The organism is Sinorhizobium kostiense, from assembly GCF_017874595.1.
Classification (GTDB): domain Bacteria; phylum Pseudomonadota; class Alphaproteobacteria; order Rhizobiales; family Rhizobiaceae; genus Sinorhizobium; species Sinorhizobium kostiense.
The window spans coordinates 185,736-198,249 of the sequence record NZ_JAGILA010000006.1 but is presented as its reverse complement, the minus strand read 5'-3'; the positions used below and the strand labels follow the sequence as shown (position 1 = coordinate 198,249).

Sequence of the window (12,514 nt, the reverse complement as noted above, 5' to 3'; positions counted from 1 at the left end):
CTTGCGGACTCTTCACCGGTATTGGCGGTCTTTCGCGGGAGAGGCTGGGGGCAATCGCGATCGGAGTCAGCTCCGATAGAGGGTGTCCGGATAGTGCCCCTCCGGCGGCGCCGTTTCCATTCCCTCGCCGAGCGGCCGCTGCATGATGGTCGTATCGAGCCAGCGTCCGTGCTTGAACCCGGTTGCCCTCATCAATCCCTGATACTCAAAGCCGATGCCCTTGTGGAGCGCGATCGAGGCGGGGTGCGCGCCGCCGATCACCGCCACCATCTGGCGGAAACCGAGTGCGGTGCATCGTTCGACCAATTCCTCGAGCAGGGCCTTGCCGATCCCTTTTCCTCGCGCTTCCGGTGCGAGATAGATGGAATCCTCCACCAGAAAGCGGTAGGCGGCGCGGGTGCGGAAGGCGGATGCATAGGCATAGCCGAGAACCGCGTTCCGTTCATCCAGGGCGACGATATAGGGGTAGCCGCTGCCGGTAATCGTCGTGAAGCGCATGGCCATTTCGGCCTCGGATGGCGGGGTGATCTCGTAGGTCGCGACTCCGTTCAGGACCGATTCGCGATAGATATGGGTGATTGCCGGAAGGTCGGCGGCGGCAGCCTCGCGGAGGGTGAAGGTCATTGTTTCTTCTATTCGACGCGATGCGCCCGCAGTTTCTCAAGGCGCTGGAAACATCATTGAAGGCTCAATCGCACAAAGTGACCGAGGCGATCAAGGCTCGATCCAAGCGCAACAAAAAAGGCGGCCGAAGCCGCCTTTTCGTGGGTACCGTTCGCACTACTCGTTCTTGTTGCCAAGGAACTGAAGCAGGAACATGAACAGGTTGATGAAGTCGAGATAGAGGGTCAGTGCGCCCATGATCGCCTTGCGACCGGCAACCGCGACATCATCGGCCTCGTAGTACATTTCCTTGATCTTCTGCGTGTCGTAGGCGGTCAGGCCGGCGAAGACCAGCACGCCGATTACCGAGATGGCAAAGCCGAGTGCCGAAGACGCCAGGAAGATGTTGACGATCGACGCGATGATCAGGCCGAAGAGACCCATGATCAGGAACGTGCCGAAGCCCGACAGATCCTTCTTCGTCGTGTAGCCGTAGAGCGAGAGAGCGCCGAAGGCGGCGGCCGTCACGAAGAACGTCTGCACGATGCTCTGACCGGTGAAGACCAGGAAGATCGAGGACAAGGAAAGGCCCATCAGAGCGGCGTAGATCCAGAAGGTCGTTTGGGCGGCGGAGACGCTCATCGTGTGGATGCGGAAGCTCATGAAGAAGACCAGCGCCAGCGGTGCCAGCATGATCACCCACTTCAGCGGCGACACGAAGATGAGCTGCGCGAAGGCCGGATTGGAGACGGCAAGCGCGAAGGTCCCGTAAGCTGCCACGCCGGTGATCGCCAAGCCGAGCGCCATCAGGTTGTAGACCTTCAGCATATACGCGCGAAGGCCTTCGTCGATCACGGCACCCGCCTGAACGCCAGCGGGCGACATTCGGGTTTGATAATTTCTCAGATCAGCCATTGTTTCCTCATTCAAGCCCCGGTTGAAGTGAACGGTGTCGGGCGGCAGACTTCCCTGACGTGCCCAGGCGCCGCTGCGGGGCTCCAGCATGCCTGCAGGAAATATGATGTTGAAACGTGTCATGCACAAGGGCGGAATGACCGGAATCGCACGAAACAGGGCATTCGGAGCATCAAACAAGAGTGATTTACGGTTAAAAAAGCGTAGCGGCTATGCGAGGACGACGTAGAGCGAAACGCGCCGGCTTCGCCGCTCGCGACATCGGCGAGGCGCATCGCAAGGGCGACATGCAACTTCAGAGTTCGCGCAGCACAGGAGCAGCCTTCTGCCCGAGAACGCGCCAGGTTCCGGCAAGCCCCATACCGACGGTCACCAGCAATGCAAAGGCGATCGTCGTCACCGCGACGTCGGGCAGGAAGCTCGACGGCAGCGTCATGATGCGGCTGACGACGAACCAGGCCGAAACGCCACCGGCAAACAGTGCGAAAAGCGCGGTGGCGAGGCCGAGGATCGCATACTCATAGCTGAAGGCGCGGATCAGTGTCCCCCGGGTGGCGCCGAGCGTTTTCAGGACCACCGCATCATGGATGCGCGCCCGGTTGCCGGCGGCGAGCGCACCCGCCAGCACGAGAACCGATGCGATCAGCGCAACGGCGGCGGCCGCGCGGATCGCCGTTGCCAATTGGCCGAGCAGGCTGTTGACGATATCGAGCGCGTCCTTCACGCGGACACTGGTGATCGTCGGATAGGCATTGGTGACGCCCTTCAGCACCGCCGCCTCTTCCGCCGCGGTTGCCTGCGGGTCGATAATGGTCGCAAGCCAGGCATGCGGCGCGCCCGCAAAGGTATTGGGCGAGAAGACCATCACAAAGTTGATCGCCAGCGATTCCCATTGGACTTGACGGAAGTTGGCAATGCGGGCGGTGACATTGCGGCCGAGCACGTTGACCGTGACGGTATCGCCGAGCTTCAGGCCGAGTTCGCCCGCCTCCTCAGCCGAAAAGGAGACGAGCGGCTCGCCATCATAGTCGGCGGGCCACCAGGCGCCCTCCGTCAGGGTCGAATTCTCCGGCCTGTTTCTCGCATAGGTGATGCCGCGATCGCCACGCAGAACCCATTGTCCGCCGGGTGGCACGCTGCGCCGGTTCACGTCCTCGCCATTGAGCTGAACGATGCGCCCGCGCAGCATCGGCACCTCGACGATCTTGCCCTTGGGCATCGCCTGGCGGAGAACCGAGCGGAAGCCGTCGATCTCGCTGCTCTGGATATCGATGAAGAAGAAGTTGGGCGCGCGCTCCGCCATGTTGCCCGTGAGTTCGCGACGGAGATTGCCGTCAATCAGGGCGAGCGTCACCAGGAGCGCCAGCCCGAGGCCGAGCGACAACACGACCGACGGAGTGAGGGCGCCGGGCCGGTGGATGTTGCCGATCGCCAGCCGGAGTGCCGGGGAGTGCACGCGCGGGCTACGCCTTGCCAGCCAAGCGATCAGCAGCGCGACGGCCCTGAGCACGATGAAGGAAAAGGCAACCGCGCCGAGGAAGATCAGGGAGATGTAGCGGTCATAGGCAGTCCAGACGGCAAGTCCGGCCAGTGCCGACAGGCAGACCAGAGCGCCGATGAGATAAGGCCAGGCGGGAAGGCCGCTCGGCTCGAAACCCTGTTGGCGGAAAAGTGCGGTTGCCGGCACCTTTCGAGCCCGCCCGAGCGGCAGAATCGCGAAGGCGATCGCTGTCAGCAACCCAAACAATGCCGCCAAGGCGAGCGCCGAAGGGTAGAGCTCGAAAGAGGTGGAGACCGGCAGGACATCCGCCAGGAACTGGGCGGCAACGAAGGGAATAAGCGCCCCGAGCACCAGACCGACGGCGATGCCGATCGACGCGATCATCAGGATCTGCGTAAGGTAGACAGTCGCCACCAGCGAGGCGGGTGCGCCCAGGCACTTGAAGGTCGCGATGACACTGCGCTTGCCGTCGAGATAGGACCGAACGGCATTGCCGACGCCGACACCGCCGACGATCAGCGCCGTCAACCCGACGAGCGTCAGGAACTGCGAAAAGCGGGTGATGTTGGCAGTCAGCGACGGGGCGGCATTGCCGCTCGTGCGGATCGACCAGCCCGCGGAGGGAAAGCGGCGCTGCGCCTCGTTACGGAATGCGGCGACCTCGGCGGGATCCGCAAGCCTGATCTTATAGATGTGCTCGACAAGGCTGCCGGTCTGGACGAGCCCGGACGCGGCCAGCGCCTCGCTGGAAATCATTAGCCGCGGCGCAAATCCGAAGCCGTCGGAAACAGCATCCGGCTCCCTGGCGATCGTCGCATTGACGCGGACGCGCGCTTTGCCGATCAGCAACTCCGCGCCGGGCGAGACGCCGAGGCGCTCCAAAAGAAGCGGCGCGGCGATAGCGCCATAGACGTCGCCTTTTCTTGCGAGCAATTCGGAGATCGGCCTTTCAGGCTCGCTTTCGAGCTTGCCGTAGAGCGGGTAGGCGCCGTCCACCGCTTTCAGTTCCACCAGTGCCTGGTTCGACCCGTCGGGAAGGCGTGACATCGAACGCAGGCCTGCCGAGACGGATATGTGCCCGAGCCCATCGAGGAAGGCGCGCTCCTCGGGCGTCGCCACGCGGTTGTCGAGCTCGAAGCGGATATCCGCGGCGAGAAGCTTTTGGCCCTCAGCGGCGATTGAACCGCTTATCGATTGCGACAGGGAATTGACGCCGGCAATCGCCGCCGTCCCGAGCGCAATGCAGGCAAGGAAGATGTAAAAGCCCCTGAGCCCGCCTCGCATTTCCCGCAGCGCAAGCCGAAGGGCGAGTAGCGGACGAAAGCCCCGAGGAATGCCAGTTTCGCTCATGCGGACGCTTCCTGCCGGACCGAGGTGGAGAGAAGCTCGGTGTCGGTGCCGGAAACGACTTCGCCGGATCGCACTCGCACCTGCCGTTGACAGCGCTTCGCGAGCGCTGCGTCGTGGGTGACGAGGACCAGAGTCATGCCGCGTTCGCGCTGCTCGGAGAAAATGAGGTCGGCGATTTGACGGCCGGTCTCGGCATCGAGGTTGCCGGTCGGCTCGTCGGCGATCAACAGCTTCGGCGACGGCGCCAGCGCCCGGGCAATTGCCACACGCTGCTGCTCGCCACCCGAAAGCTGGCCCGGATAATGCCCCAACCGTTCACCGAGGCCGACGGCGATGAGCTCCTCGCGGGCGACGTCGAAGGCATTGGGCGTGTTTGCGAGTTCTAACGGCACCGCGACGTTTTCGAGCGCCGTCATGTTGGGAATGAGGTGGAATGACTGGAACACGATGCCGACGTTACGGCCCCGGAATTCGGCAACCTGGTCCTCGCTGAGCCGATGCAACGGCGTGCCGTCGATGTAGATCTCGCCGCCATCGAGCCGCTCCAGACCGGCAAGTACCATCAGCAGAGTCGATTTTCCGGAACCGGAGGGTCCGACGATGCCGACGGATTCGCCAGCATCGACCGTGAGGCTAATACCTTTCAACACATGCACCGAGGCGGCGGCCTCGCCGAGGGTCAGATCCGCATTTTTCAACTCGATGATGGTTTTTGCCATGCGCAATGACCCTATATAAAGGCAGATAGAAGAACGTAATGATTGCCGGCGGATTTAGGAATGAGCGCATGGCTTTAAAAGATTTCTTGGCTTTTTTCTTCGGCCTTGCAATGACAATCGCGTTATCAGGGGCCGTTCGCGCCGAAAGCCTGAGCCTTATCGGCTTTGGCGACAGCCTGATGGCGGGTTATCAGCTCGCGCCGGAAGACGCCTTCCCCGCTCGGCTCGAAAAGGCACTAAAGGACAAGGGCCTTGACGTCACGATCGCCAATGCGGGCGTTTCCGGCGACACGACCTCAGGAGGGCTCGCCCGCGTCGACTGGTCGGTGCCGGATGGAACCAAGGGGGTCATTCTGGAACTCGGCGCCAATGATGCGCTCCGGGGAATTCCGCCCGAGGAGACGGGCAAAAATCTCGAGGCGATGATCATCCGACTGAAGGAACGCCGCATCGCGGTGCTGCTCGTTGGCATGCTGGCGCCGCCGAACCTGGGACCCGACTACGCCGAGCGCTTCAATGCGATTTATTCCGAGCTCGCGCGGGAACACAATCTCCTCTTCTACCCTTTCTTCCTCGACGGCGTCGTAACTCGGGCCAATTTGCAGCTCGAGGATGGCATGCATCCGAACGGCGAAGGTATCGGCGTGATGGTCGAGCGGTTTCTGCCAACGGCCGAGCAATTCGTAAAATCGCTCATGAAAGGAGAGTGACCGACATCCACAATTAAGGTGACGTTAATTTCCAATACTATCAAATATTAGTTGCGTGCAGGTGCGATGCGTGATTCGCTCTTAACATCTGCAAGAGATTCGGGGAGCTCGCCATGCCGAGACTATTCACCGCCCTCGAAATTCCGCGCAATGCAGCATTGAGCCTTTCCCTGCTGCGCGGAGGCCTTCCCGGAGCTCGATGGATCGATGTGGAGAATTACCACATCACACTGCGCTTCATCGGCGACGTCGACTGGCGAACCGCCAACGAAGTCATCGACAGCCTCGATCGGATAGAACGGTCGGAATTCCAGCTGCAGCTGACGGGCACCGGCGCCTTCGGATCGAAGAAACCGCATTCCGTATGGGCGGGTGTCAGCAACAGTCCGGAATTGTTTGCGCTTCAAGCGGAGATCGAACGCATCTGCCAACGCCTCGGCCTCGCCCCGGACCCGCGCAAATTCACGCCGCATGTCACGCTCGCGAGGTTGCGTTCCTCGCGCGTCGAGGACGTTGTCGAATACCTTTCCGGACGCGGCAACTTCATCACTGCGCCCTACACCGTCTCCCGTTTCGTGCTCATGTCCTCGCGCGATTCCGTCGGCGGCGGGCCCTATCTGACGGAAGAGATCTTTCCGCTTCAGGAGGCGCGCCCGAGCTTCGCAAGCAGCGACGAACAGCCGGCCTCCAGCATCTGGTAAAGCCGCTCGAAGGCCTCCTCCGTCTCGTAATAGGGGTCAGGGACATCGTCGTCCCTGTCCATGGCGTATTTCATGAAAAGGTGCACCTTGTGTGCCGCGGCAGGCATGCGTTCACGCAGATCGCATACATTCCGGCCGTCCATGCCAAGGATCATATCGAAGGCGTCAAAATCCGCTGCAGCGACCTGGCGGCCGCGGAAATTCGCGATATCGATGCCATATGCCCTCGCGATCGCAATCGATCGACGGTCAGGTGGATCGCCGACATGCCAGTCTCCGGTGCCGGCGGAGTCGACCAGGATTGCGTTGACGTGGCCGGCCCTTTCGGCAACAGCGCGCATCACGCCTTCCGCCAATGGCGAACGGCAGATGTTGCCGAGGCAAACGAAGAGAATTCTCGTGGGTTTCATGGTATCCAGTAGAGCATGACGCGGGAAATCGTCGACTTTGTGCCTGAATGCAGGAGTGTTGTCGAACCTCTTGCGTGCCCGCATCGTTGTTTAGCTAAAGCGCCGCGCGCTTATAGCACCATGAATAGCTGCATGTCTTTGTCCTTAGATCGAGGTCGGTCAGGAGGCATGCGGAGGGCGGAGCAAGGAGGACAGGATGCGTCCGGAAAAATTGGACACGGCAGTCATCGCCGAACATCTGCACAAAATGGAAGGTTGGGTTCTCGCCGAGGACGGCGCTTCGATCTGGAAGGCCTTCCGTTTCAAGACCTTCGCCGAAGCATTCAGTTTCATGACGCAGTCCGCGCTTGCAGCGGAAAAACTCGACCATCACCCGGAATGGTTCAATGTTTACAACAAGGTCGACGTGACGCTCTCGACACATGACGTGGGAGGGCTGACAGAACTCGATTTCAAGCTGGCGGCCAAAATGGACCAGGCGGCCGCCGGCCGTATGCCCGATCATTTGAAATGACCTGCGCTCATCCCATATGAGATTGCGGTGCCCATCGGGGTTGGAGTCGTGATCCAGGGCCTCTGTTCCGGTCCATGGGATTGGATGGAGGTAAGCGCAAGGCAAGACCCTGAAATCCGCCGCGAATGCGCAAACTCGGAATAGACGTGATGGACGATATCAAGATTGGAGAAATTCTCCTCCCCGGCGAGGAATCGGAGCAGGAGCGCCGCGAACGCCGGGTGCGCCGAGGTTTTTGGCCGACCTTCCGCCGCGCCGTCCGGCAGATTCCCTTCAGCCGCGACCTCGTTGCCGCCTATTTCTGCGCGGTGGATCCTAAAACCTCGAGGCGCACGCGCGGCATATTGCTCGCAGCGCTTGCCTATTTCGTGCTGCCGCTCGATTTCGTGCCCGACATGTTGGCTGCCATCGGCTTTTCGGATGATATCGCCGTGTTGACCGCCGCCTTTGCGGCAATCAGCGGCCAGATCAAGGAAAGGCATTACGAGAGAGCCGACGAGGCCATGCGGGACCAGCCGGGCGAGTGAACAGGGCTGGCGTGGCTGCGATTCTTCCGACCTTGAATCAAGCAAAGAGACATCCCAAGATTCGAAGGGCTACAGCGCCGCGGGTCTGACGGGCCGCGCTGTAAAGAGCCGGGCACCCATGTTTCGCCGTTCGTCATGACACCGTCGCCGCATTTCGGCCGGAAAGACAAACTCTTGCCCGATTCTTTGTGACATAGATTTCGCGGCGCGACCGCGCGGAAGTGGTGGCTATAGGCGGCGCGTATGAGGGATTTGAGGCAGGATATCGACCGGTCAGGGTTTCCCGCAGCGAATTTTCGACGAAGAAGACTTTGCAGGGGCCTGCGAGACGACACGCAGATTGCCGCAGGCCAGCCTTCGGTGGCGTCGGCGTCGGAATGGGCGATCGTTGACGGTTTGGTAACCTGAATTAAGTCAAATTGGATTCAAATCGTGACTATGCGTTGCCCGTGTAAGCCTGTTGCGGGCGAGCGAGACCAGAAAAGCGGCAGGAACTCATGTTTGTAAGAAAGATCGCAACTGCATTCGCATTCGTCATGGCTGCAGCCGGCGTGGCTTCCGCGCAATCGCCGACGCGAATCCAGCAGTTCAATGCCTGGGGCGCTTACTCCTATCAGTCCGGCAACGGCAAGGTGTGCTATGTTCTTTCCGTTCCGAAGGAGAAGAGCCCGGCGAGTGTCGACCATGGCGACATCTTCTTCCTCGTCTCGCAGCGCCCGGGCCAAAACATCAGTTACGAGCCGCAGGTGATGGTGGGCTACCCTCTGCAGGACAACTCCAAGGTCAACGTCGTCATCGACGGGCGGACCTTCGTCATGTTCACCAAGGGCAATTCGGCCTGGGTGGAAAATGCTGCGGAGGAACCGGCGATGGTTGCCGCCATGAAGAACGGCAAGGCGATGTCGGTCAACGCCAAGTCGCGTCGCGGCACTGAAACCTCGTATTCCTATTCGCTTTCCGGCATCTCGGCCGCCTTGAAACAGATCGAGGCGTGCCAGTAGGCTTTGGATGCCTCCTAAGCCGGCCTCGATTTAAGGGCGAAAACAGCAGCAGCACAGCGACTTCGCACGTCTGCAAGGACGCGCGGCTCTGTAATCAACATGCATCAATTTGCGAAGGCACGGTCGATCACCGGGCCTTTTTACGTATGCGGGAGGCTCCTGCAGCGAGAGGGATCTCAATCCTCAATCTTGCGTGCCTCAGAGACCAGCATGATCGGCACGCCGTCGCGGATCGGATAGGCAAGGCGTGCCTTTTCCGAGACCAGCTCGTTGGAGTCGGCGTCGTAGGTCAGCCGGCCCTTGGTCAGCGGGCAGACAAGAAGTTCGAGGAGTTTCGGATCGACCCTGCTGGCGTTTGCGTCCATGGCTCTACTGCAGAATGTTGTCGGGATCGCCGAAGTTGCGGGCGAGCACGATCTCGGTGATGGCGATCAGCGTTTCCGCTCGCGTCTTGAGGTCCGGCGCCTCCAGGAGCGCCTGCTTTTCCGCCGGACCGTAGGGCGACATCATGGCCATCGAGTTCACCAGCGTGCGGTTGCTGGCTCGCTCGACGCTTTCCCAGTCCGCCTCCAGCTTGTTGGCGTCGAGGTAGGCCCGGAAGGCCGCGAGAAGCGCATTGCGGTCGACGAGGCTCTCGTCATCCGGACCTTCGAGATCGGCGCCGAAGGGGCCGATCCGGAACCGGCGGTAGCCACGGACGCTCGCCACTTCCGAAAAGAGGCGAAAGCGGCACACGCCCGTAAGCGAGGTGATATAACGGCCGTCGCCGGTTTCGGCGAAGGACGTGATCCGGCCGATGCAGCCGACCTGACAGAGCGCCGGCACGGGACCGGAGCTAATATCGCTGCGTCCCTCCGCAAAGGAGGGCTGGACGATTCCTATCAGGCGATTGCCGGCAAGAGCGTCGTCGAACATCGCAATGTAGCGCGGCTCGAAGATGTTGAGCGGAAGCTGGGCACCGGGAAGCAGGAGAGCGCCGGTCAGCGGAAATACCGGAAGTATCTCCGGCAAATCCTGAGGACCGAGATAGCGCGCGTTTCCGACATGCATTTCTGGCAGATCCTGCAGATAGCGGCTCCTCCGCGCTGGTCGAGAGCGCGGACCCTCGCCCAAGAGATGGTGCACCTGGCCCGAATCTCAAGAGAGAAGGCTGGAAACCGAGCTTCAAAAGCGGGCGGATCGGCGGCTTTGCTCCAACCCTGTCCATATCATCTTGCGTTCACTTGCCGCCGTGCAAATGCGAAAAACAGCTGGCCGGTGGCGCTACCGCGCGAAGGCCCCATCCTTCAAGAGAAGAGCAGCGCCGAAAGCTTGCGCCGGGCGGCAATCGTTGCCGGGTCCTTCGGCCCCCAAACCTCGAAAAACGACAAGAGTTCGCGCCGGGCGGCGTCGTCGTCGAAGCTGCGGTCGCGCTTCATGATCATCAGCAGGTGCTCGGCGGCGGCAGTTCTGTCGCCCTCGACGTTACGGATCTTGGCAAGGTTCAGCCTCGCCGCGTGGTCGTCGGGATCGAGCGCGAGCCGGTGCTCGAGCGCCAGCGGGTCACCAAGCTTTCGAGCCTCTTCAATCTGGTCGAGCTTCTTTGAAACGGCGCCGATCGCCGCCGCTTTGGCCAGCTCTTCCGGCAATTGCGAAAGCGCCCGGCGCGCCTCAGCCAGCTGCCCAAGCGCAATCATGCATTCGACCATGCCGGCAATCGCGGCTGAGTTCTCCGGTTCCGCCTGCAGCACCGCGCCGTACAGCCCGGCAGCGTTCTGCGCGTCGCCGGAATCAAGTAGCGCCTTTGCGTCGGCGAGAACGGCTTCGACTTCCGCCTTGGCGTCGTCTACCGCCGGCCCAGCCACACGATCGATGAACTGCTTGATCTGGCTCTCCGGCAAGGCGCCCATGAAGCCGTCGACCGGTCGGCCGCCGACAAAAGCGATCACCGCTGGGATCGACTGGATGCCGAGCTGGCCGGCAATCGAAGGATGGTCGTCGATGTTCATCTTGACGAGCCTCACCCGTCCGGCGGCTTCCCTGACCACTTTTTCGATGACGGGGGTCAGCTGTTTGCAAGGCCCGCACCAGGGAGCCCAGAAATCAACCAGAACCGGTTGCTGGCGGGACGCCTCGATAACGTCTCGGGCGAAGGTGGCGGTCGTGGTCTCCTTGATGAGGTCGCCCGGGTCACCCGCGGCGCCTGGCGCCGGCTGTACGCCGAAAGAGGCCGAACCGGTCATCTGGTTGCCGAAGGAACCCGCATAGGGATTGTCATTACCGCCCATTCTTCACTCCTTGCGGGCGTGCCGCCCGACCTCATGCTTTCGCGCCAAACATCGTATGTCAGGCCGTCACTTTCAAGACAAGCGGCTCGTGCCCGGTCGCCTCCATGAAGCGCAACATGTCCTTCGAGGCGATCGAGGTCGTCTGGTCGTTCGAGAGCGGATGGCAGTTGATCGTATCGAATTCCATCAAAGCCTCGTCCAGAATTATCTTTACCTTGCCGTCCCTGTCGTTGATCGCGCCGAAGGCGGTGACCGCGCCGGGGATTACGCCCAGATATTCCATCAGCTTCTCCGGCTTGCCGAAGGAGACCTTGCTCGCTGCGCCGATGGTCTGATGAATGGTCTTCAGGTCCACCGTCGCGTTCTCCTCGACGGTCAGGAGGAAATAATTGTCCTTTTTGTCCTTCAGGAACAGGTTTTTTGTATGGCCCCCTGGGATTTCGTCGCGAAGCGCGACCGACTCTGCAACCGTGAAGACGGGCGCGTGTCGCTTGGTCGCGTGCTTGATCCCAAGCTCGTCGAGAAAGCGGAACAGGTCTTCCGCGGTCTTCGGCTGTGGCTCGCTCATGCTGTGGTCCTTTCAGGCTTTATGTTTCCTTCTCCTTACGGAGAAGGGTCGCGCTTCGCAATCTCGGGCGCGTCGATTCGCCTGTCCTGAAGCGGCATGCGGCATCGTCAAGACGGGATGATGACTCAGCCTACATTCCAACAAATGGAGCCTCTCGACCACACCGCGAAAACCACGGGTTCGAAACAGCGCCGAAAAAATCTTGGCATGTGCGTCATTTCCCTGTTGCATTTGAAAATGGCTTAGGCCATATACCGCCCGTCGCCGCGAGACGGGGCGGCGCCCACGGTCCACCGACTACCCCGGGCCTGGGTCTGATGAGCGGGTGTAGCTCAGGGGTAGAGCACAACCTTGCCAAGGTTGGGGTCGAGGGTTCGAATCCCTTCGCCCGCTCCAGTTTTCCCATGTCCAGCCCGGAGACATAGGTAACAGTTTGTACCTAAGACATGGGTGACAACCTCGTGCCGAACGGGTTGTCGATGGTTTGCAAGGTTCTCTGCTCCAGGTCGACATAGAGGGTAGCGAGATACACGTCCGCCCCTCGCGCTCTTTGCGCCGTAGAACCGAGGGTGGTGGCAAGGAAACAGCTCGCAGCTTTTAACCCACTTGCCTGAGAAGCGCCGCTGAGCGCTCTCGTTTAGCCGTTCGATCAAGGGTGCCGCAACCTTTTGGCAGATCGTTCGCCGAGAGCGCGCTTGGCCAAAACGAGGGCGCTTTCGCTTTGCGGC

Annotated in this window: 14 protein-coding genes and 1 tRNA gene; 6 read left to right on the top strand and 9 right to left on the bottom strand. The window is 61.1% G+C overall.

Annotated elements, in window-relative coordinates:
* Positions 1-66 precede the first annotated feature (66 nt).
* The 4 genes from J2Z31_RS20720 to J2Z31_RS20705 all read right to left on the bottom strand — a co-directional run bounded on the left by J2Z31_RS20720 (position 67) and on the right by J2Z31_RS20705 (position 5,088).
* Positions 67-624 carry a GNAT family N-acetyltransferase gene (locus J2Z31_RS20720; RefSeq protein WP_209604128.1) on the bottom strand — a complete coding sequence of 186 codons (558 nt, stop codon included), beginning with the start codon at positions 622-624 and terminating at the stop codon, positions 67-69.
* Between the two features lie 156 nt (positions 625-780).
* On the bottom strand, positions 781-1,518 hold the full coding sequence (locus tag J2Z31_RS20715) for a Bax inhibitor-1/YccA family protein (RefSeq protein ID WP_209604126.1): 738 nt from the start codon (positions 1,516-1,518) through the stop codon (positions 781-783).
* A gap of 295 nt (positions 1,519-1,813) precedes the next feature.
* Positions 1,814-4,369 carry an ABC transporter permease gene (locus J2Z31_RS20710; RefSeq protein WP_209604124.1) on the bottom strand — a complete coding sequence of 852 codons (2,556 nt, stop codon included), beginning with the start codon at positions 4,367-4,369 and terminating at the stop codon, positions 1,814-1,816.
* A complete protein-coding gene (locus J2Z31_RS20705; RefSeq protein WP_209604122.1) occupies positions 4,366-5,088 on the bottom strand; it encodes an ABC transporter ATP-binding protein in 723 nt (240 codons plus the stop codon). The genes J2Z31_RS20710 and J2Z31_RS20705 overlap by 4 nt, the downstream gene beginning before the upstream one ends.
* Positions 5,089-5,156: 68 nt before the next feature.
* On the opposite strand from J2Z31_RS20705, the gene J2Z31_RS20700 reads away from it, so the two are divergent.
* Positions 5,157-5,798, top strand: coding sequence for an arylesterase (locus J2Z31_RS20700; protein WP_209604120.1), 642 nt, complete (start codon positions 5,157-5,159; stop codon positions 5,796-5,798).
* A gap of 113 nt (positions 5,799-5,911) precedes the next feature.
* Complete coding sequence (gene thpR, locus J2Z31_RS20695) at positions 5,912-6,499, top strand: RNA 2',3'-cyclic phosphodiesterase (RefSeq protein ID WP_209604118.1); 588 nt, start codon at positions 5,912-5,914, stop codon at positions 6,497-6,499.
* On the opposite strand, the gene J2Z31_RS20690 is transcribed toward thpR, so the two are convergent.
* Entirely contained in the window at positions 6,439-6,909 is a 471-nt protein-coding gene (locus J2Z31_RS20690; protein WP_209604116.1) for a low molecular weight protein-tyrosine-phosphatase, read from the bottom strand. The two genes, thpR and J2Z31_RS20690, sit on opposite strands and share 61 nt — an antisense overlap.
* A 196-nt stretch (positions 6,910-7,105) precedes the next feature.
* Here J2Z31_RS20690 and J2Z31_RS20685 point away from each other — a divergent pair, with 196 nt between their 5' ends.
* The 3 genes from J2Z31_RS20685 to J2Z31_RS20675 all read left to right on the top strand — a co-directional run bounded on the left by J2Z31_RS20685 (position 7,106) and on the right by J2Z31_RS20675 (position 8,951).
* The gene (locus tag J2Z31_RS20685) at positions 7,106-7,423 is read left to right on the top strand and encodes a 4a-hydroxytetrahydrobiopterin dehydratase (protein ID WP_209604114.1); all 318 of its coding nucleotides are present in this window, start codon (positions 7,106-7,108) and stop codon (positions 7,421-7,423) included.
* Between the two features lie 149 nt (positions 7,424-7,572).
* Positions 7,573-7,950, top strand: coding sequence for a YkvA family protein (locus tag J2Z31_RS20680; protein ID WP_209604112.1), 378 nt, complete (start codon positions 7,573-7,575; stop codon positions 7,948-7,950).
* Between the two features lie 497 nt (positions 7,951-8,447).
* Positions 8,448-8,951, top strand: a complete 504-nt coding sequence (locus J2Z31_RS20675; protein ID WP_209604110.1) for an invasion associated locus B family protein — start codon at positions 8,448-8,450, stop codon at positions 8,949-8,951.
* A 176-nt stretch (positions 8,952-9,127) separates the two neighbouring features.
* Here the strand turns inward: J2Z31_RS20675 and J2Z31_RS20670 are convergent, their stop codons facing one another.
* From J2Z31_RS20670 to J2Z31_RS20655, 4 genes are all read right to left on the bottom strand, one after another.
* Positions 9,128-9,316: a Trm112 family protein gene (locus tag J2Z31_RS20670; RefSeq protein WP_209604108.1), complete on the bottom strand. Its 189-nt coding sequence runs from the start codon at positions 9,314-9,316 to the stop codon at positions 9,128-9,130.
* A 4-nt stretch (positions 9,317-9,320) separates the two neighbouring features.
* Positions 9,321-10,001, bottom strand: coding sequence for an LON peptidase substrate-binding domain-containing protein (locus tag J2Z31_RS20665; RefSeq protein WP_209604106.1), 681 nt, complete (start codon positions 9,999-10,001; stop codon positions 9,321-9,323).
* A 236-nt stretch (positions 10,002-10,237) separates the two neighbouring features.
* Positions 10,238-11,218 (bottom strand): thioredoxin, encoded by a 981-nt coding sequence (gene trxA, locus J2Z31_RS20660; RefSeq protein WP_209604104.1) that lies wholly within the window; start codon positions 11,216-11,218, stop codon positions 10,238-10,240.
* A 58-nt stretch (positions 11,219-11,276) separates the two neighbouring features.
* On the bottom strand, positions 11,277-11,786 hold the full coding sequence (locus J2Z31_RS20655) for a prolyl-tRNA synthetase associated domain-containing protein (protein WP_209604102.1): 510 nt from the start codon (positions 11,784-11,786) through the stop codon (positions 11,277-11,279).
* A gap of 321 nt (positions 11,787-12,107) precedes the next feature.
* On the opposite strand from J2Z31_RS20655, the gene J2Z31_RS20650 reads away from it, so the two are divergent.
* Positions 12,108-12,182, top strand: a tRNA-Gly gene (locus J2Z31_RS20650).
* Positions 12,183-12,514 lie beyond the last annotated feature (332 nt).